Origin of the sequence: Rhizobium sp. Nf11,1 (genome assembly GCF_050587665.1) — a bacterium.
Classification (GTDB): Bacteria; Pseudomonadota; Alphaproteobacteria; order Rhizobiales; family Rhizobiaceae; genus Rhizobium.
The window spans coordinates 105,597-125,030 of record NZ_JBOBHU010000006.1; the positions used below are offsets into that span (position 1 = coordinate 105,597).

Here is a 19,434-nt window from a genome sequence, read left to right on the forward strand (position 1 = left end):
ACACACCACTAGTGGATTTCCCAGCGCGGGTGCGCAAGTGTTAATTCTAGTACCTCCGGTAGTGGCTGGTCGAAAAAGCACACGCTAATGCAACCGTGGATATTGGTCGCGCTGACTCTCCTCTCGAAATGGCGGGAGCAGAAGTTTTTACGCTGCGGGATCTCCCCGGCAGAGCCTCATTTTCCCGGTGTCAGCCTTCATCGGTTTACCGGCTGAGGTGCTGCAGCACCGTCTTCGACGGCGACGTCCGCTCGAGCTTGCCCGCCGCCGCGATTTCTGCCTTCTTGGCTCATCAGCAAATCGAGATTGAAGCCATGTCCGAGCCTCAAGCAGATGAAAAGATCGATGCCGCCTTCCGAAATGGCTCGCTGACTGCGACCGGGATCATTCTTGGTTTCTCCCTCAATTTCATCAGTCTCTGGGTGTCCAATCCCAATGACTGGAGCCGCGTCGATCTGCTGCCGATGTCGTTCCTGACCGTCGGTATCGCCATTCAGGTGAAGGTGTTTGCCGATCTGCTCGCGCGCGACTCCCTGCTCGCCGCAAAATATGACCGGGCTCGGCGACTGTTCCTGATCGGGCTGTCGATCGTCGCCGTCGGAATGGGGATCGCCCTGCTGAACGATATTCTCGGACTCAGCAGTATGCGGATGTTCGGGTAAGGGTTCCCACGCGGTATCACCGCAAATCACACGCGCTCGACGAACCCGTCCAGCACCCGTTTCTGGCCGGCGCGATCGAAATCGATCGTCAGCTTGTTGCCTTCGATGCCGGTGATGTTGCCGTTGCCGAACTTTAAGTGGAAGACGCGGTCGCCGAGGGTGAAGCGCGACGGCTCCGAGGACGTGGACTTCGCCACCAGTTCGCCGTCGATCATGCGCCCCTTCGGGCCGCTTTCGCCGTAACCGATGCGTTCGACGGCGTGGCCGGAGCGGGTGCCCCAATTATCGCGGGTGGCGTCGGTCCTGTTGGCCTGCGCACGTTTCCAGCCGGGGGTCGAATAGGAGTTGGCGAAAGGTTCGGCCTTGTCGAAGCGGGACTGGCCGTAGCCGCCGCGGCCGTAACCGCCATAGCTCTGTTCCATCTCGGCGACCTCGACATGGCTCTCCGGCAGTTCGTCCAGGAAACGCGAGGGCAGGGTCGATTGCCAGAGACCGTGAATGCGGCGGTTGGAGACGAACCAGATGTGGCAGCGGCGTTTGGCGCGGGTAATGCCGACATAGGCGAGACGGCGTTCCTCCTCCAGGCCGGCGCGGCCGCTTTCATCGAGCGAGCGCTGGTGCGGAAAAAGGCCTTCCTCCCAGCCGGGCAGGAAGACCGTGTCGAATTCCAGGCCTTTGGCCGAGTGCAGCGTCATGATCGAGACGGCGTCGAGGTTCTCGTTGGTCTCGGCGTCCATGACGAGCGATACGTGCTCAAGGAAGCCGCGCATCGACTCGAAGCTTTCCATCGAGCGGATCAGTTCCTTCAGGTTTTCCAGTCGACCCGGGGCTTCGGCGCTCTTGTCGTTCTTCCACATGTCGGTATAGCCGGACTCTTCGAGGATCTGCTCGGCAAGTTCGGTATGCGGTGTGTTTTCAAGCAGCTCCTGCCATCGGCGGAAGGATTGAATCACGTCGAAGAGGGCTTTGCGCGCCTTTGGCTTCAGCTCGTCCGTTTCGATGATGTCGGCCGCTGCCGCCAGCATCGGGATGTCGCGGGCGCGGGCATAATCATGCAGCGCACGCACCGTTGTATCGCCGAGGCCACGCTTCGGCGTGTTGATGATGCGCTCGAAGGCGAGGTCGTCGGCCGGTTGTGCGACGAGCCGGAAATAGGCCATGGCATCGCGGATTTCGAGGCGCTCATAGAAGCGCGGGCCGCCAATGACTCGGTAGTTGAGGCCAAGGGTGACGAAGCGATCTTCGAATTCGCGCATCTGGAAGGAGGCGCGCACCAGGATCGCCATGTCGTTCAGCAGATGCTTGCTGCGCTGGAGTTGCTCGATCTCCTCGCCAATGGCGCGAGCTTCCTCCTCGGAGTCCCAGGAGGCGTGAACCTGCACCTTGACGTCATCGGGATCGGTGCGATCGGTGAACAACGTCTTGCCCAGACGCCCTTCATTATGGGCGATCAGATGGGCGGCGGCACCGAGGATATGTTCGGTCGATCGGTAGTTGCGCTCGAGCTTGATCACCTTGGCGCCGGGGAAATCCTTCTCGAAGCGAAGAATATTGTCGACCTCCGCACCGCGCCAGCCATAGATCGACTGGTCGTCGTCACCGACGCAGCAGACATTCTGCGGCTCGCCCTTGCTGCGCTGGGCCAGCAGCCTCAGCCACATATATTGGGCGGTGTTGGTATCCTGATATTCGTCGACGAGGATATAGCGGAAGCGGCCGTGATATTCCTTTAGGAGATCCGGATTCTTGCGGAAGATCGCGATCGGATGCATTAGCAGGTCGCCGAAATCGCAGGCGTTCAGCGTCGACAAGCGCGCCTGATAGGCGAAATAGAGATCGCGGCCGCGGCCATTGGCGAAGGCGCGGGCATCGCCTTCGGGAATATCGGCCGGGCCGAGGCCCTTGTTCTTCCAGGTGTCGATCATGCCGGCGAACTGCTTTGCCGGCCAGCGCTTGTCGTCGAGACCTTCGGCCTGGATCAACTGCTTGATCAGGCGGACGACGTCATCGGTGTCGAGGATGGTGAAATCGGAACTGAGGCCAACCAGCTCGGCGTGGCGGCGCAGAAGCTTGACGCCGATCGAATGGAAGGTGCCGAGCCAGGGCATGCCTTCGACGGCGCCGCCGACGAGCAGGGCGATGCGCTCCTTCATCTCGCGCGCGGCCTTGTTGGTAAAGGTGACGGCGAGGATCTGCGACGGGAAGGCGCGGCCGGTGTTGAGGATATGGGCGATGCGGGTCGTCAGCACGCGTGTCTTTCCGGTGCCGGCGCCGGCGAGCACGAGGACAGGACCTTCCAGCGTTTCGACGGCTTCAGTCTGTTCCGGGTTCAGTCCAGCGAGATAATCCGGCCGCTTGCCGCCCTCGCGCGCCGCCATGGCGCGGGCGGCGATGCCGCCGCCAGCGGCGGGTCTTCCGGCTGCAGCGACGGACGGCTGCGGCTTGCGCGCCACTTCGCCGGGCTCTTCGTCGAAGAAGGGAATATCGTCGAAACTATTGCTCATGGCGCGTAATGTAGTGATTCGGGAAGGAAAGACCAGAAAAGATGTTCTGCTTTCATTCCCGAACCACCACTATTGCCTGGGTGCGGGTGGCGAGGCTGCCGCGGGTGAGCGGGCGAAAAATTTCGATCGCAGCCTGTCGGAACCGGCGCCGACCAGACGTCCTCGAAGCACGGACAGAAGTCCGGGATACTCGCCAACAAGGAGGCTGTCTATGCCGAAGGTCATTTCAAATCTCTGGTTCGCCGAGCAGGCACGCGAAGCCGTCGAATTCTACGTGTCGATCATTCCGGATTCCACGATCGGCCGCACCACCATACTTCCGGCGGAAACGCCGAGCGGCCCTCCTGGCAGTGTCGAGCTGATCGAGTTCACGCTTGGCGACCAGGCTTTCCTGGCGATGAAGGCCGGTCCACTCGACAGCTTCAACCATTCCTTTTCGATCGCCATCCTTCTGGAAAGCCAAGCGGAGATCGATCGGATATGGGATGCTTTCCTCGCCAATGGCGGCATGCCGGAGGCCTGCGGCTGGCTGAAGGACCGCTGGGGTCTTTCCTGGCAGATCGTCCCGCGCGCTCTCTCCGAGATGATCGCCGACGAAGATCGCGAGCGGGCAAGGCGCGTCACCGAAGTCATGCTTGGCATGGTCAAGATCGATGTGGCTGCGCTGGAGAAGGCATTCAATGGCTAAGAGCGCTGGAGACGCATGATCGAGACGACGGGCGCATCGTGACGATTCGCCCGGTTTCATCCCACGGCGAGCGCGCTCTGGCACCCCTGACGTCAGCGCCAGCTTGCTCTCACCGGCGGCTAACGTCGAATTTCCACGGCTCGAATCACGGGCGCCATTGCACACCTTTTTGACATTCATGTCACGTCGCTAAATGTGCTGATATGCCAACGACCCCTTTCTCAACTAGAATGAGAAACAGTTTCGTGGAGTAAAAAAATACCGGTGCATGCACAATTTTGTGCATTGCTACAAACGGAACGTCAGCGTCGAATATACCTACGAAACTATTGATTCTAAGGAACGCCGTGGCCATCTCGATGGTTATACGGCTTAGAGCCTGCGGCATAACCTTAATGGAGGTCCCATGCTGAGTGAATCCGTATTCGATGCGTTCACACGCAGTTATGAAGCGCGCCGCGAAAGCGACATGTCGGTTTCGGAATATCTCGATCTCTGCAAAACCGATCCGATCGCCTATGCCAATGCGACCGAGCGTCTGCTCGCGGCAATAGGTGAGCCGCAGATGGTTGACACTGCCAAGGATGCGCGCCTCGGCAGAATCTTCATGAACAGGACCATCCGGGTTTATCCGGCCTTTGCCGGTTTTCACGGTATGGAAGAGACAATCGAACGCATCGTCTCCTTCTTTCGGCATGCAGCGCAGGGGCTCGAGGAGCGCAAGCAAATTCTTTATCTGCTCGGTCCGGTCGGGGGCGGCAAGTCCTCGCTGGCTGAGCGGCTGAAGCAGTTGATGGAAGTGCATCCGATCTATGTGCTGAAAGCCGGTGACGAGATCAGTCCCGTGTTCGAAAGCCCGCTCAACCTCTTCGATCCGGAGACGATGGGCCCGCTCCTGCAGGAGCAGTATGGAATCCCGCAGCGGCGGCTGAACGGATTGATGAGCCCGTGGTGCCTGAAGCGGCTCGACGATTTCGGAGGCGATATTTCTCGATTTCGCGTCGTCAGGATACAACCTTCGCGATTGCGCCAGATCGCAATCGCGAAGACCGAGCCAGGCGATGAGAACAACCAGGACATCTCCTCGTTGGTCGGCAAGGTAGATATCCGCAAGCTGGAAACCTACTCTCAGAACGATCCGGATGCCTACAGCTATTCGGGCGGGCTGAACCGGGCCAATCAGGGCGTGCTCGAATTCGTCGAGATGTTCAAGGCGCCGATCAAGATGCTGCACCCGCTGCTGACGGCAACGCAGGAGGGCAATTATATCGGCTCCGAGAATATCGGTGCCATACCTTTCTCCGGCATCGTCCTTGCTCATTCGAACGAGGCGGAGTGGCAGACCTTTAAGGCCAACAAGAACAATGAGGCCTTTATCGACCGTATCTGTGTGATCAAAGTGCCCTATTGCCTGAGGGTGACAGAGGAACAGAAGATCTACGAAAAACTGATCGAGGGATCGGAACTGGTGGATGCTCCATGCGCCCCGGCAACGCTCGAAATGCTGGCGCGTTTCTCCGTCCTTTCACGGCTGCGCAAGCACGAAAATTCGACCTTCTTCTCGAAGATGCGCACCTATGACGGGGAGAGCCTGAAAGAAAGCGATCCGCGCGCCCGCAGTGTCCAGGAATACCGGGATGCTGCCGGCATCGACGAAGGCATGGACGGGATATCAACTCGCTTCGCCTTCAAAGTGCTCGCCTCCACCTTCAATCACGACACCACCGATATCGGCGCCGATCCCGTCCATCTGATGTATGTGCTGGAACAGGCGATCCGTCGCGAGCAATTCCCGGATGATGTCGAGAAGCGCTATCTGGAATTCATCAAGGCCGATCTTGCGCCACGCTACGCAGAGTTCATTGGCAACGAGATTCAGAAAGCCTATCTTGAATCCTATTCGGACTACGGACAGAATCTGTTCGACCGTTATGTAGATTATGCCGACGCCTGGATCGAAGATGTGGACTTCAAGGATCCCGATACTGGTCAGCTTCTCGACCGCGAGCTCCTCAATCAGGAGCTGACGAAGATCGAAAAGCCGGCGGGAATCGCCAATCCGAAGGATTTCCGCAACGAAATCGTCAAGTTCTCGCTGAGATCGCGGGCAGCCAATGGCGGAAAAAATCCGTCATGGACGAGCTACGAGAAAATCCGGGAAGTCATCGAGAAGCGTATGTTCTCGCAGGTCGAAGATCTCTTGCCGGTCATTTCCTTCGGATCGAAGAAGGATTCGGAAACAGAAAAGAAGCATAGCGAATTCGTCTCGCGCATGGCCGCGCGAGGTTACACGGAACGGCAGGTTCGGCGCCTCGTCGAATGGTACATGCGCGTCAAACAGGCAAGTTAATGCGGAGCCATTATGCACATTGTCGACCGGCGGCTAAATCCGCGCGGTAAAAGTCTGGAAAATCGTCAGCGGTTCCTTCGACGCATGAAGGGAGCCGTGCAGCAGGCGGTGAAACGTTCGCTGCAAAATCGAAACATTCGAGACGTGCTCGACGGCGGGGAGATCAGCCTGCCGATCGATGGAATGGCCGAACCAAGCTTTCGACGGGGCGAAGGCGGCATCGCCGACCACATCCTGCCTGGGAACCGAGCTTTTGTCGAAGGGGACATCATTCCGCGGCCGCCGGGCGGGAAGGGCGGAAAACCAAAAGATGCAGGCGAAGGTGACGGTGAGGACGGCTTCCGCTTCGTACTGACGCGGGAGGAATTCCTCGATGTGTTCCTTGACGACCTCGAATTGCCAGACCTCGCCAAGCGGCGTCTAGCCGAAACCGAGGAGGAAACTCCGTTCCGGGCCGGCTATTCCGTATCAGGGTCGCCTTCCAACATTGCTGTCGGCCGCACGACGAAGCTGGCAATGATGCGCCGCGTTGCGCTTGGCCGCCCACGCCGCGAAGAAATCGAAGCCCTGCAGCGACAGATAGAGGAATGCCAGGACGAGGAGACCCGTCTGGCGCTTGAGACAAAACTCAAAGCCCTGACGGAAAAAAGCCGGCGCATTCCCTATATCGATCCGCTTGATGTCCGCTATCGCCGCTTCGAAAACGAGCCGAAGCCAGTCGCGAAAGCGGTGATGTTCTGCCTGATGGACGTGTCAGGCTCCATGTCGGAGCACATGAAGGACCTCGCGAAGCGATTCTATCTGCTGCTCTACCTTTTCCTGTCGAAACGCTACAAGAAGGTGGAAATCGTCTTCATCCGTCATACCGACAGAGCTGAGGAGGTCGATGAGGAAACCTTCTTCTACGGCCCGGCGACGGGTGGCACGCTGGTTTCGAGTGCGCTTGCCGCAATGCGGGCAATTATCGCAGCGCGTTTCGACCCGGCGGAGTGGAATATTTATGGTGCCCAGGCCTCGGATGGCGACAACGCCCATTCGGACGGAAATCTGACCGGGCAGCTGCTGCGCGAGATTTTGCCGCTATGCCAGTATTTCGCCTATATCGAAGTCGGCGAGGAGGGCGGCGATTCTTCAATATCGCGATCGCCGCTGTGGATGCTCTATGATGGGATCCGTTCCGAACCGCTGCCGCTTTCAATGCGCAAGGTCTGCCGGCGAAGCGAAATATTCCCTGTTTTCCACGATCTCTTCCAGAAACGTGAGGCACAGTCGAAGGTGACGCCATGACCATGACGGTGAGGCCAAGAGAGCGGCTCCTATTCGAGGGGGCCGACTGGGACTTTGCAACGCTGCAGCGCATCCACGATGCGTGCGAAGAGATCGCGCTCGGTGAACTCGGCCTCGATGTCTATCCGAACCAGATCGAAGTCATTACCTCGGAGCAGATGCTGGATGCCTATTCCTCAACCGGCATGCCGCTCTTTTACCGTCATTGGTCCTTCGGAAAGCACTTCGCGCATCACGAGACCTTCTACCGCCGCGGGATGCGTGATCTTGCCTACGAGATCGTCATCAACAGCTCTCCCTGCATCTCCTATCTGATGGAGGAAAACACGGCGACGATGCAGACGCTCGTCACCGCCCATGCGGCCTTCGGCCACAATCACTTCTTCAAGAACAACTATCTCTTCAAGCTCTGGACCGATGCCGAGGGAATTCTTGATTATCTCGATTTCGCCAAGGGTTATATCACCCGCTGCGAAGAGCGCTACGGCGAGACGGCGGTCGAAAGAACGCTCGATGCGGCGCATGCGCTCATGTCGCATGGGGTGCATCGATATGCCGGCAAGACCACCATCGACCTTCGCCAGGAGGAGAAGCGGGAACAGGAGCGTCGCGCCCACGAGGAGCAGATGTTCAACGATCTGTGGCGCACGGTTCCCGTCGGGAAGGCGAAGAAGACGGGTGACATAGGCTTGGAAAAGCGGCGCGCCGCGCTCGGTCTCCCGCAGGATAATATCCTCTATTTTCTCGAGAAATCTGCGCCCCGGCTGCAGCCGTGGCAGCGAGAGATCCTTCGAATCGTGCGCCACGTCGCGCAATATTTCCATCCCCAGCGGCAGACCAAGGTGATGAACGAGGGAACCGCCACCTTCGTCCACTATCAGATCATGAACCGACTTCACGAGCGGGGGCAGATCAGCGACGGCAACTTCCTCGAATTCCTGAAGTCGCACGCCAATGTCGTCTTCCAGCCAAACTACGACGATCGGCGGTTCTCGGGTTTCAATCCCTATGCGCTTGGTTTTGCGATGATGCAGGACATCGAGAGAATCGTCACGAAGCCGACGGAAGAGGACCGGGCATGGTTTCCCGATATCGCGGGAAGAGGCGACGCGATGGGGGTCCTGCGCGACATCTGGGCGAATTACCGCGACGAAAGTTTCATCAGCCAGTTCCTTAGTCCGAACCTGATCCGGCGGTTTCGGCTGTTCCATCTCTACGACGACCCGGAACAGACCGAAGGTGTGCTGGTTTCGGCAATTCACAATGAACGCGGCTATCTGCGCATTCGCCGCCAGCTCTCCCGCGAATACGATATCGGTTGGACCGATCCGGCAATCGATATCGTCGATGTCGATCTCGCCGGCGACCGTCGCCTGTTGCTGCAGCATATCGTCATGAACGGCTGCTATCTGCAGGAAGGTGACACGAAGCTTGTCCTGCAACATCTTGCCGACCTTTGGGGCTACGATGTGCTGCTTCAGGAAATCGACGGTTCGAGCAGCGTGGCGAAGGAACACACGGCAAGCCCGCGCAAGATCGTTCAATGATCCGGTTTTTTGCAACGTGTCGGGCTAAAGGGCATCGTACGCCTCCATCATTTGTCCGCATCCGGCGGCGATCGGCAATTATCGATGGCAACAAACACAAAGGCTGCGTAATTTAACGCCGCTGCAATCGTTCATATTGGTCTCCACTCAACCCAATTCCACCTTGCGGCGACCTTTCGGGATAGCGCAAAGGCGAGCGACAATGAGTGAAACGCGGCGGAAGCTGACGACGATCTTCTGTGCTGACGTGCAAGACTACACACGGCTGATGGGGGCCGACGAGGAGGGGACGCTTGCGACGCTGAAGCGCTGCCGCGACGCGATGGCACATTTGATCGAGGGCCATGGCGGCCGCGTCGTCAACACCTGGGGCGACGGACTGATCGCCGAGTTTCCGAGCGTCGTCGAAGCCGTGCGCGCGGCCGTCGATACCCAGAACGAACTTGCCGGCTTCAATGCCGGCCGCCCGAGCGACGGGCGCATGCTCTTCCGCATCGGCATCAATCTCGGCGACGTGATCGTCGAAGGCGATGACATTTATGGCGACGGCGTCAATATCGCCGCGCGGCTGCAGACGTCGGCTTCGCCCGGAGGCATCGTAATATCAAGCACCGTCTACGATCAGGTGCGCAACAAGGTGGCTGTTGGTTTCGAGTTTCTCGGGCCGCTGACGGTGAAGAACGTCGACGAGGGCGTGCCGAGCTACGCGGTCAAGATCGGTGAGGGAGGCGACGAAACGCCGCCTGCCGAACGACCCGCCGCCCGGCAACAGCCAGCCGCCGCCGTCACGGCCGAGGCAAGGCCGGTGTCCGGCGGACGGAGGTTGTTTGCCGTGCTTGGCGTCATCGCCGTCGTGCTGATCTTCATCAATCTCCTGTCGTGGCAGGGTGTTTTCTGGGCGCGCTTTCCACTGCTTGCGATAGCCGTTGTTGCAGCGCTCGCCTGGAATCGTGAACAGACGCGTTTCGACCGCAGGATGGCCACGCTCGCGATTGTGGCGCTCGGCATCATCGGCATCAACGTCCTCACCTGGAGCGGGACCTTCTGGGCGGTTTGGCCCATACTGGGGATCGCAGCGACCATCGGCCTGCGGTGGTCGCTGCGTCGATAGCTAGTTCTTCACTGGTTTTGATGGTTATCTCGCTTCAGTAACGACGGCGACAAGAGGTTTTCGAGTTTCGTTCAAGCAAAAGTGAGCGGCCAGGTTATTTCCAATCTTCGCTGATATTACAAATCGGTAATGCCGGCCGCTTATGCTTGTCGGTAAGCTGTAAACGCGCGATATTGTCGCATCAGATGGGAAGCTTGATCCCGCAGCGCCTCTTTCGACCGACCCTGGTCCAACCTCGAGTCCCTCCGGAGACGTGAATGGCCTTTTGGAAGCAGTTTATACTTTCGCTCATCGTCATCATTGCCGGTTTTGCCGCGTGGGTTTTCTTTGCGCCCGGCGCCGGCGATAAGATGCGCGATGCAGGCATTCCGGATAGCCTCATTTCCATGATCGCGCCTCAGGCTCCTGAAACAGCCGATGCCGGCGCTTCCGCTGGGGCCCAGGGACAACGGGGCGAAGGGCAAGGACAGGGTCAAAACCGCCGCGGCGGCGGGCGCAACAGCGCCATTCTCGTCGCGACGGAAGCCGTCGTCCAGGGCGTCGTCAACGACCGGCTGAATGCCATCGGTACAGGCGATGCGATCCGTTCCGTCGCGGTGACGCCGCAGGCATCGGGCACGATCCGCGAAATCCTCATCAAGTCGGGCGACAGGGTGAAGGCCGGGCAGGTGCTCGCCAAGCTCGACAGCGAGGAGCAGGTGATCGCCCGCGGCCAGGCGGACGTGGCGGTGAAGGCCGCGGTCGAGAAATCCAATCTCTATCACAACATCAAGTCCAGCGTGTCGCGCATGGACGTCTTCGATTCCGAGATCGCCGAGCAGGGCGCGCGACTGCAGTTGCAGGCCGCCGAACTCAATCTCGCCCGACGCAACATCACGGCCCCGATCGACGGCATCGTCGGCATCGTGCCCGTCAATATCGGCGACAATGTCACGACGTCAACGCCAATCGTCACACTGGACGATCGGTCGGAAATCCTCGTCGATTTCTGGGTGCCGGAGCGCTTTGCCAACACGGTTGCGGTCGGCCAGCCGGTTGAGGCGATGTCGGTGGCAAGACCGGGGCAGATGTTTTCCGGCGTGATCGAGGCTGTCGACAACCGCATTGATGCGGCAAGCCGCACGCTGCGCCTGCGCGCCCGCATCGACAATGCCTCCGACGAGCTGCGCGCCGGCATGTCCTTCAGCGTCAGCATGAAATTCCCTGGCGACAAATATCCGGCGGTCGATCCGCAGTCGGTGCAGTGGGATTCGCAAGGGTCCTTCGTCTGGCGCGTGATCGACGACAAGTCGCACAAGGTGCGCGTGAGCGTCGTGCAGCGCAATCCCGACTTCATCCTCGTCAAGGCCGACCTCAAGGACGGCGACAAGATCGTGACGCAGGGCCTGCAGCGCGTGCGTGAGGGTGGCGCGGTGCGTGTTTCCGCCGATGTTGCCGCGAGTGGGGAGGTCGCCACCCAATGAACGTGACGGAACTGCCTGAGGACCGAGCGTCGGGCATGCAGAGTTTCACCGCCCTTTTCGTTCGCCGGCCGATCCTGGCGCTGGTGTTCAATACGCTGATGGTCGTCGCCGGCCTTGCAGCCTATGTCGGCGTCGAGGTGCGGGAGCTGCCTGATGTCGACCGTCCCGTCGTCACCGTGCGCACCACTTTCGACGGCGCTTCACCGCAGACGATCGACCAGGAACTGACCAAGGTGATCGAGGGTGCAGTCGCCCGCGTCAGCGGCCTGAAGTCGATCTCCTCGACCTCTTCCTTCGGCCAGAGCCGGGTGACGCTCGAATTCTCCGATGCGATCGATCTCGCGGTCGCCGCCAACGACGTGCGCGATGCGATCGGCCGCATCACGCAGAACCTGCCAGACGAGGCAGATGCGCCGCAGATCGTCAAGGCGGATTCGGATTCTTCCCCGATCGTGCGCCTTGCCGTCACCTCCACCAAGCTCAACATGGACGACCTGACGCAGCTCGTCGAGAACGAGGTGATCGATCGCCTCGCCTCGGTCGATGGCGTCGCGGATGTCGAGGAATATGGCGACCAGGAGAAGGTCTTCCGCGTCGATGTCGATCAGGGGGCGCTCGCCAGCCGCGGGCTCACCATTGGCGACCTTACCAAGGCGCTCGACAATGCCGCGCTCGACGTGCCGGCCGGCTCGCTGAAGAGCGCGACGCAGGATATCGTCGTGCGTGCCACCGCCAATCTGCAGACGCCGGCGGATTTTTCCGATGTCATGCTGCAAGACCGCGTCCGGCTGGGCGATGTCGCGACGGTGACGCTCGGGCCGCGCGACGGCGATACGGCGCTGCGCTCGAACGGCAAGCCCGGCATCGGCCTTGGCATCATCCGTCAGGCGCAGTCGAATACGCTCAATATTTCGACCGGCATCAAGGCGGCCGTCGAGCAGCTGTCGAAGACGCTGCCCGAGGGAACGACGATCGCCATCACCAGCGACGATGCGGTCTTCATCCAGGGCGCGATCCATGAGGTGGTGCTGGCGCTGGTGCTTGCCGCCGTCATCGTCACCGCGGTTATCTATCTCTTCCTGCGCGACTGGCGGGCAACGCTGATCCCGGCCGTCAGCATGCCCGTGGCGCTGATCGGCACGCTGGCGGCAATTTACATGGTCGGTTTCTCGATCAACATCCTGACGCTGCTCGCCATCGTGCTGGCGACCGGCCTCGTCGTCGACGACGCGATTGTGGTGCTCGAAAACATCGTGCGCCGGCGCGCCGAGGGCATGGGACCGCGCGCGGCCGCCGTGCTCGGCACGCGCGAAGTGTTCTTCGCAGTTATCGCCACGACAGCGACGCTGGCGGCCGTCTTCATCCCGCTTTCGTTCCTGCCGGGGCAGGTCGGCGGTCTCTTCCGCGAATTCGGCTTTGTACTCGCCTTCTCGGTAGGACTATCGTCGATCGTGGCGCTGACGCTCTGCCCGATGCTCGCCTCGCGCATGCTGACGAAGCCGATGATTGAGGATCACGGAGCGCTCGGTCGCTTCGGCGGCGCGCTCGCCCGTTGCTACAAATGGGCACTGCACGGATGCCTCAACGCGCCCTTCGTGGTTATCCTGGTCTCGTTGATGTTTGCCGGCGCGGCGCTCATCGCCTTCTCGACGGTCAAGAGCGAGCTCACGCCGGAAGAAGACCGGTCACTGGTGATGATGCGGCTGACGTCGCCGCAGGGATCGAGCCTCGAATATACCCGCGACAAGATGCAGCTCGTCGAGGAATATCTGCAGCCGCTGGTCGATAGCGGCGACATCCGCAACGTCTTCTCGATCTCCGGGCAGGGCGGCTCGCTGAACAGCGGCTTCATGGTGCTGACGCTTGCTCCCTGGGGAGAGCGTCACCGGACGCAGGCCGAGATCGTCGGCGACATCAATCAGGCGGCGGCGAAGGTGCCGGCGCTGCGCGGCAACGCCATATCTTCCAACAGCCTGCGCATCCGCGGCGCCGGCAGCGGTGTGCAGATGGCGCTTGTTGGTAACGATCACGAGGCGCTGACGGCGGCGGCCGCCAAGCTGGTGCAGGCGCTCGACGCCACCGGCCGATACGATACGCCGCGGCTCACCAATGAGCCCAGTCAAGCGCAGGTGTCGGTGGCGATCGACCGCGAGCGTGCTTCCGATCTCGGCATCGACATCACGGGGCTGTCGACGGCGATCCAGTCGCTGCTCGAAGGGCGCTCGGTGGTCGATGTCTTCGTCGACGGCGAATCCTATCCCGTGCTTTTGACTTCGACGACGCGGCCTATCGATGATCCCACGGATCTCGAAAACGTGTTCCTGAAAACCGGTGACGGCAAGATCGTGCCGATGTCCGTCATCGCCACGATGAAGGAAGGATCGGTCGCGCCGCAGCTGAACCGCGAGCAGCAGCTCGCCTCCGTCGCGATCACCGCCGGCCTCAAGAACGGCATGTCGCTCGGCGATGCCGTGAGACAGGTGACGGAACTTGCCGAGCCCCTGCTGCCGCCCGGCGCACGTTTGCTGCCGCTTGCGGAAGCCGCGACGCTGGAAGAGAATTCGAGCGGCATGGCGCTGACCTTCGGGTTTGCCATCGTCATCATCTTCCTGGTACTCGCCGCCCAGTTCGAAAGCGTGCTCTCCTCGGTAATCATAATGTCGACGGTGCCGCTCGGCCTTGCCTGCGCCGTCTTCGCTTTGATCATCACCGGTTCCAGCCTGAACATCTACAGCCAGATCGGCCTGGTGCTGCTCGTCGGCGTGATGGCGAAGAACGGCATCCTGATCGTCGAATTCGCCAATCAGTTGCGTGACAGGGGCGAGAACGTGCGCTCTTCGATCGAGAAGGCCTGCGCGCTGCGCCTTCGCCCCGTGATGATGACGATGATCGCCACCATCCTCGGCGGCGTGCCGCTGGTCTTTGCCCACGGCGCGGGTGCGGAAGCGCGCGTGGCGCTCGGCTGGGTGATCGTCGGCGGCCTGGGCTTCGCGACGCTGGTGACGCTGTTCATCACGCCGGTCGCCTATCTCCTGCTTGCTCGCTTCGCCAAGCCGCATGCCCACGAGGAGGCGCGCCTGCACGAGGAGATGTCGGTCGCGACGAGGCTGCCCCCGGCCCCCAACGAGGAGCAGCTGCAGGCCGCCGAGTAAGCCTTCCATGCGCATTGAACACGCCGCCGGATTGCCATTCGGCGGCGTTTCTTATGGTGTATGAAGCCTTGCGGAATAAGATAAATTTCCTCTGAAGATTAGCCGTTTTTTAAGCATAAGCCGCAATGATCGTGGCCAGGAACCGACTGGCCTTCTTCGTTTCTTGAAGGCGATGCGCTGGAGACCCAGCGACCCCGGACATGAGTGTCTGTGCGGAAGGTTCATCCCTGTTCAGTTGCGTTCTGTTGTGTTTTTGGAGTCTAGTTCCGTGAGTATTTATCAGCGCGTCTCCGTTGATGCGGCGCTCCATGTGCTGCGTGATATCAATCGCAATATGACGGTCACGCAGAACCACATCACGACAGGCATGCGTGTTGCCAAAGCGGCCGACAATGCCGTCTATTGGTCGATCGCAACCACCGCGCGCACCGACAACAAGGCCATTTCGGCGGTCCAGGACGCGCTCGGCATGGCGGCTGCGACAATGGGCACGGCCTATACCGGCGTGCAGAACGTCATCGACGTCGTCTCCGAGATCAAGGCCAAGCTCGTCGCCGCCACCGAGGACGGGGTCGACAAGAACAAGATCAACGAAGAACTCAAGCAATTGCAGGAGCAACTGCGCAGCGTTTCGGAATCGGCGACCTTCAACAGCGACAACTGGGTGATCCTCACCAATGACGCGACGCCGACGCGGCCGCGCCAAATCCCGGCCTCCTTCATCCGCAATGCCGACGGCACGGTCTCCGTGGGCATGCTGAGCTACCATATCGACAACACGCCTGTGGGGGCGACCACGTCCAAGGATGCGCGCTACCTGATCGACGACCGGGCCACTGGTTCCGGCGAATACGGCGTGTTGACCTCGGCCTACTTCGCTACGGAACTCGGCGCTTCGCAGGACTACGTGCTGATGACCAGCAAGAACGGCACCACCACCGGCCAGGTGGTGATTTCCGTCTCTTCAAGCACGACGAAAGGTCAGCTCAGCGAAATGATCAGCGTGGTCGATGCCGCCCTGACGCAGCTGACCACGGTCGGATCGGCCTTCGGCGCGCTGGAAAAACGCATCGAGCTGCAGAACGACTTCGCCACTCAGCTGCACGACAACATCACCGCCGGCATCGGCCGGCTCGTCGATGCCGACATGGAGGAGGAGTCGAGCAGATTGAGGGCGCTGCAGACGCAACAGCAGCTCGGCCTCCAATCGCTGAACATTGCCAATGCGACCTACGACACGGTCAGGCAGTTGTTCCAGAGTTTCTAAGGGTGAGATTGGGCGATTGGAGCGGCACTGCAATGTTTGTTGTTTGAGGTCCGACTATCTCGCAGGAAGATTTGGCGCGCCCGCCGACCCCCTAAAAACTGGTGATATCCGTGTCTTGCTGCAACATGGCTGCTGTTTCGGCGCCTGAAATTCCCCTATCAAGGGAACATCTTCATTTTCTTGCCGTAATCCTTGCCATTTGCTCGCATCAGTTTTGAACGGAGACCGTCCTGTCCATGATCAAGAAATTCATACTTCTGGCTGTCGCAGCAAGCTATCTCAGCGCCTGCACGACGACCGATCCCTATACTGGTGAGCAGAAGGTTTCCAATACCGCGGGCGGTGCTGCGCTCGGCGCGCTCGGTGGCGCTCTTGTCGGTGTGGCCGTTGGCGGCGGCGGGCATGGCAAGCGCAACGCAGCGCTGATCGGCGCCGGTATCGGCGCGCTGGCCGGCGGCGCGATCGGCAACTACATGGACCAGCAGGAAGCCGAGCTTCGCGCCCAGCTCGAAGGTACCGGCATCTCCGTCACCCGCCAGGGCGACAACATCATTCTCAACATGCCCTCGAACATCACTTTCGATGTCGACCAGGACGCGGTGAAGCCGGGCTTCTATCCGACGCTGAATTCGGTGGCGATCGTGCTGCGCAAGTTCAACCGCACCCTGATCGACGTCAACGGCCATACGGATTCGACAGGCAGCCTGCAGCATAACCAGGACCTGTCGCAGCGCCGCGCGCTGTCGGTTGCCGATTACCTCGGCGGCCAGGGCATCGACCAGCGCCGCGTCTCCGCCGTCGGTTTCGGCCCGTCTCAGCCCGTCGCCTCCAACGCGACCGAGGCCGGCCGCGCTCAGAACCGCCGCGTCGAAATCCAGATCGCGCCGATCACGCAGGGCTGAGCAGGCGCTCTTTCAGACAACAGAAGGCCAGGCTCTCGCTCGGCCTCTTTCGTTTCTGCTGATCGCATCAATGCTGCATCGTCGCGCCTTTGGTGATCTTGTCGACGATCTTCTTGTCGGCTCTGATCGCGATGCCGACGATATTGGCGTCGTCAGGGGCATACTCGGCAAAGACGGCGCGGTTGGCGGCGTCATGGCCGGTGGCAAACATCTCCTCGATGAATATGGAGGCGGTTACCTCACGTTCCAGCGCGCGGCGGTGGATGGTCGATATCGTCGCTTCGTCGGCGGAAAGCACGATGATTGGCTGGATCGATAGCGGATTGTAGAGATTGCCGGCGCGGTCCTTGTACGGCTCTCCGATGATCTCGGGATATTGTCCGGCGATGCCTGTCGACAGGAAGGCTGTGACGTTCAGCTTCTGCCAGCCGGCAAGATTGTTTCGCAGGACGATCGCAATTTTGGTATCAAACATTCCAGTCTCTCTCATCAGGGTATCGAAACGCGTTGAGCCAGGATCTAACGCCGCAGGTCTTCGAGGGTCTTGAACGTTTGTGCGAGCCGCAGGTGGGCAGCGGCATGCTGGCCGCGCCCGCCGGAGGCGGCATCCTGACTGCGCCCGCCTTTCCGGGCATCGAGCGTATCGAAGCGCGATTTTCCGGCAATATCTTCGAGCCGCACCGGCACGATACCTATGCGCTTGGTGTCACGCTGCACGGCGTTCAGACTTTCACATATCGCGGCGAGCGGCGCTTCAGCCTGCCGGGGCAGGTGATCGTGCTGCATCCCGACGAGGAGCATGACGGCGGGGCGGCGACCGAGGCCGGGCTGCATTACCGCATGCTCTACATGGAGCCTTCGCTGCTGATGGAATGCCTTGAGGCGGAGAAGATCGGGCTTCCCTTCGTCGAGCAGCCCGTGATTGCCGATAGTGCGCTGGCGAAGGTGCTTTTGGGAGCGCTCGGCGCACTCGATCGGGAGCTGGAAGAGCTTTTCGTCGACGATTTCGTCAGCCGCGTCGCCGGCGGCCTGTCACGGCATTCGCAGATGCGCCGCCGGCCACTGGGCACGGTCGCCTGGCGGCAGGTACGGGCAGCACGTGATTATCTGGAGGCGCATGCGCTGAGGCCCGTGAGCTCGGGCGAACTGGAGAAGATTACCGGCCTTGACCGCTTCACGCTGTCACGGCATTTCCGCACGGCCTTTGCCACCAGCCCGCACCGCTACTTGCTGATGCGGCGCCTGCAGCAGGCGAGGGCGCTGATAGGGGCCGGCGAGGGTTTTGCCGATGTGGCGGCCGCGACGGGTTTTGCCGACCAGGCGCATTTCAATCGCCATTTCAAGAAGGCCTACGGCGTCACTCCCGGCCAGTGGGTCAGTCTCAGACGGGGTTTTCCGCAAGGCCGGAACGGCGCGCGATGAAGCGGGCGAGCGCCGGCCCGATCAGCAGAATGACCAGGAAACGGCCGGTCTGCATCGCCATCACGAAGGGCACGTCGACATCGCTTGATGCGGCGATGATGGCGACGGAATCGGCGCCGCCGGGGCTGGTGGCGAGATAGGCCGTCAGGGGATCGATGCCGGCGAAGACGTGCAGTGCCGCTGCCATGCAGCCGCAGAGCGCCATCAGCAGCACAATGCAGGCCGCGACCCGCGGCAGGGCCCGCGCCACATGGCTGATGATCGAGCGGGTGAAGCGCAGGCCGATGCTCCAGCCGACTAGCGCATAGGCGATGGCAAGCAGCCACATCGGCAGCTCGATCTTCAGGATGCCGATGCCTTGCAGGAAGGCACCGAGAAAGAGCGGCACGATGATCATGCCTCCCTGTATGCGCAGGCGCCGCACGCCATGGGCGCAAAAGCCGGTAAAGGCGATCGTCGCGGCAAAGGCTGGCCAGTCTACCGGGGGAAAGAGGACGAGCGGCGGTGGCTCGCCGCCATCGGCCGCCACCCACAGCCGCGATACCACCGATGCGCCGACGGCGACGAAGACGACGCGCAGATATTGCATGAAGGCGACGAGGCGGGCATCGGCGCCATAGGCTTCCGACATGATGACCATCGCCGACGCCCCGCCCGGCGAGGAGCCCCAGACGGCGGTCGTTCCCGGCAGCACCTGGCAGCGCGTCAAAAGCCAGCCGAGGCCTGTGGCGATGGCGATGACCGAGAAGATGAACAGCAGGAAGATCGGCGCGTCCTTCGCCATCGTGCCGAGAATATCAGGGGTGATGGTGCGCGCCATCATCAGGCCGACGAGGACTTGGCCGAACTGCAGCGGCAGAAGCGGCACGCGAAGCTTTCCCTTGCCGACGGTCAGCGCCAGCACGATGGCCGCGACCATCGGCCCGATCAGCAGCGAGGCGGGCAGGGCCAAGAGTTCGAGGAAGATGGTGAAGGCTGTGGAAAGCGCGAGCAGCAACGCCCATTTCGGCAGGCCGGCATCCCGCAGCAGGCGGTGCGCGTGGCTGAGTGGCATGAATCCCCGTATGTTTCTCGGCCGG

At 61.0% G+C, this 19,434-nt stretch carries 14 protein-coding genes; 11 read left to right on the forward strand and 3 right to left on the reverse strand.

The window, feature by feature from the left end; genetic code table 11:
• Window positions 1-314 precede the first annotated feature (314 nt).
• Window positions 315-662, forward strand: coding sequence for a hypothetical protein (locus ACQ7C1_RS11450; protein WP_430958469.1), 348 nt, complete (start codon window positions 315-317; stop codon window positions 660-662).
• A gap of 26 nt (window positions 663-688) precedes the next feature.
• Here ACQ7C1_RS11450 and ACQ7C1_RS11455 read toward each other — a convergent pair whose 3' ends face one another.
• A complete protein-coding gene (locus tag ACQ7C1_RS11455; RefSeq protein WP_430958338.1) occupies window positions 689-3,166 on the reverse strand; it encodes an ATP-dependent helicase in 2,478 nt (825 codons plus the stop codon).
• 211 nt (window positions 3,167-3,377) lie between these two features.
• On the opposite strand from ACQ7C1_RS11455, the gene ACQ7C1_RS11460 reads away from it, so the two are divergent.
• The 9 genes from ACQ7C1_RS11460 (at window position 3,378) to ACQ7C1_RS11500 (ending at window position 16,933) form a co-directional block, all read left to right on the forward strand.
• Window positions 3,378-3,854: a VOC family protein gene (locus tag ACQ7C1_RS11460; protein WP_430958339.1), complete on the forward strand. Its 477-nt coding sequence runs from the start codon at window positions 3,378-3,380 to the stop codon at window positions 3,852-3,854.
• A gap of 406 nt (window positions 3,855-4,260) precedes the next feature.
• The gene (locus ACQ7C1_RS11465) at window positions 4,261-6,204 is read left to right on the forward strand and encodes a PrkA family serine protein kinase (RefSeq protein WP_430958340.1); all 1,944 of its coding nucleotides are present in this window, start codon (window positions 4,261-4,263) and stop codon (window positions 6,202-6,204) included.
• A gap of 12 nt (window positions 6,205-6,216) precedes the next feature.
• Complete coding sequence (locus ACQ7C1_RS11470; RefSeq protein WP_430958341.1) at window positions 6,217-7,491, forward strand: YeaH/YhbH family protein; 1,275 nt, start codon at window positions 6,217-6,219, stop codon at window positions 7,489-7,491.
• Window positions 7,488-9,038: a SpoVR family protein gene (locus tag ACQ7C1_RS11475; protein WP_221126960.1), complete on the forward strand. Its 1,551-nt coding sequence runs from the start codon at window positions 7,488-7,490 to the stop codon at window positions 9,036-9,038. The genes ACQ7C1_RS11470 and ACQ7C1_RS11475 overlap by 4 nt, the downstream gene beginning before the upstream one ends.
• 202 nt (window positions 9,039-9,240) lie before the next feature.
• Entirely contained in the window at window positions 9,241-10,149 is a 909-nt protein-coding gene (locus ACQ7C1_RS11480; RefSeq protein ID WP_430958342.1) for an adenylate/guanylate cyclase domain-containing protein, read from the forward strand.
• A gap of 257 nt (window positions 10,150-10,406) precedes the next feature.
• Window positions 10,407-11,612, forward strand: coding sequence for an efflux RND transporter periplasmic adaptor subunit (locus ACQ7C1_RS11485; protein ID WP_430958343.1), 1,206 nt, complete (start codon window positions 10,407-10,409; stop codon window positions 11,610-11,612).
• Entirely contained in the window at window positions 11,609-14,764 is a 3,156-nt protein-coding gene (locus tag ACQ7C1_RS11490) for an efflux RND transporter permease subunit (protein WP_430958344.1), read from the forward strand. Before ACQ7C1_RS11485 ends, ACQ7C1_RS11490 begins: the two co-directional genes overlap by 4 nt.
• Before the next feature lie 268 nt (window positions 14,765-15,032).
• The gene (locus tag ACQ7C1_RS11495) at window positions 15,033-16,031 is read left to right on the forward strand and encodes a flagellin (protein ID WP_430958345.1); all 999 of its coding nucleotides are present in this window, start codon (window positions 15,033-15,035) and stop codon (window positions 16,029-16,031) included.
• Window positions 16,032-16,267: 236 nt separating this feature from the next.
• Window positions 16,268-16,933 carry an OmpA family protein gene (locus ACQ7C1_RS11500; RefSeq protein WP_085778750.1) on the forward strand — a complete coding sequence of 222 codons (666 nt, stop codon included), beginning with the start codon at window positions 16,268-16,270 and terminating at the stop codon, window positions 16,931-16,933.
• Window positions 16,934-17,000: 67 nt separating this feature from the next.
• On the opposite strand, the gene ACQ7C1_RS11505 is transcribed toward ACQ7C1_RS11500, so the two are convergent.
• Complete coding sequence (locus tag ACQ7C1_RS11505; RefSeq protein ID WP_085778749.1) at window positions 17,001-17,408, reverse strand: DUF2000 family protein; 408 nt, start codon at window positions 17,406-17,408, stop codon at window positions 17,001-17,003.
• A 32-nt stretch (window positions 17,409-17,440) separates the two neighbouring features.
• Between ACQ7C1_RS11505 and ACQ7C1_RS11510 the strand changes: the two genes are divergently transcribed.
• Complete coding sequence (locus tag ACQ7C1_RS11510; RefSeq protein WP_430958346.1) at window positions 17,441-18,355, forward strand: AraC family ligand binding domain-containing protein; 915 nt, start codon at window positions 17,441-17,443, stop codon at window positions 18,353-18,355.
• Here the strand turns inward: ACQ7C1_RS11510 and ACQ7C1_RS11515 are convergent.
• A complete protein-coding gene (locus ACQ7C1_RS11515) occupies window positions 18,315-19,409 on the reverse strand; it encodes an AbrB family transcriptional regulator (RefSeq protein ID WP_430958347.1) in 1,095 nt (364 codons plus the stop codon). The two genes, ACQ7C1_RS11510 and ACQ7C1_RS11515, sit on opposite strands and share 41 nt — an antisense overlap.
• Window positions 19,410-19,434 lie beyond the last annotated feature (25 nt).

Bases quoted from the DNA above. Each gene is read 5' to 3' on its own strand.
- ACQ7C1_RS11450 (WP_430958469.1), top strand. From the start codon at position 315: ATGTCCGAGCCTCAAGCAGATGAAAAGATCGATGCCGCCTTCCGAAAT.
- ACQ7C1_RS11455 (WP_430958338.1), bottom strand. From the start codon at position 3,166: ATGAGCAATAGTTTCGACGATATTCCCTTCTTCGACGAAGAGCCCGGC.
- ACQ7C1_RS11460 (WP_430958339.1), top strand. From the start codon at position 3,378: ATGCCGAAGGTCATTTCAAATCTCTGGTTCGCCGAGCAGGCACGCGAA.
- ACQ7C1_RS11465 (WP_430958340.1), top strand. From the start codon at position 4,261: ATGCTGAGTGAATCCGTATTCGATGCGTTCACACGCAGTTATGAAGCG.
- ACQ7C1_RS11470 (WP_430958341.1), top strand. From the start codon at position 6,217: ATGCACATTGTCGACCGGCGGCTAAATCCGCGCGGTAAAAGTCTGGAA.
- ACQ7C1_RS11475 (WP_221126960.1), top strand. From the start codon at position 7,488: ATGACCATGACGGTGAGGCCAAGAGAGCGGCTCCTATTCGAGGGGGCC.
- ACQ7C1_RS11480 (WP_430958342.1), top strand. From the start codon at position 9,241: ATGAGTGAAACGCGGCGGAAGCTGACGACGATCTTCTGTGCTGACGTG.
- ACQ7C1_RS11485 (WP_430958343.1), top strand. From the start codon at position 10,407: ATGGCCTTTTGGAAGCAGTTTATACTTTCGCTCATCGTCATCATTGCC.
- ACQ7C1_RS11490 (WP_430958344.1), top strand. From the start codon at position 11,609: ATGAACGTGACGGAACTGCCTGAGGACCGAGCGTCGGGCATGCAGAGT.
- ACQ7C1_RS11500 (WP_085778750.1), top strand. From the start codon at position 16,268: ATGATCAAGAAATTCATACTTCTGGCTGTCGCAGCAAGCTATCTCAGC.
- ACQ7C1_RS11505 (WP_085778749.1), bottom strand. From the start codon at position 17,408: ATGTTTGATACCAAAATTGCGATCGTCCTGCGAAACAATCTTGCCGGC.
- ACQ7C1_RS11515 (WP_430958347.1), bottom strand. From the start codon at position 19,409: ATGCCACTCAGCCACGCGCACCGCCTGCTGCGGGATGCCGGCCTGCCG.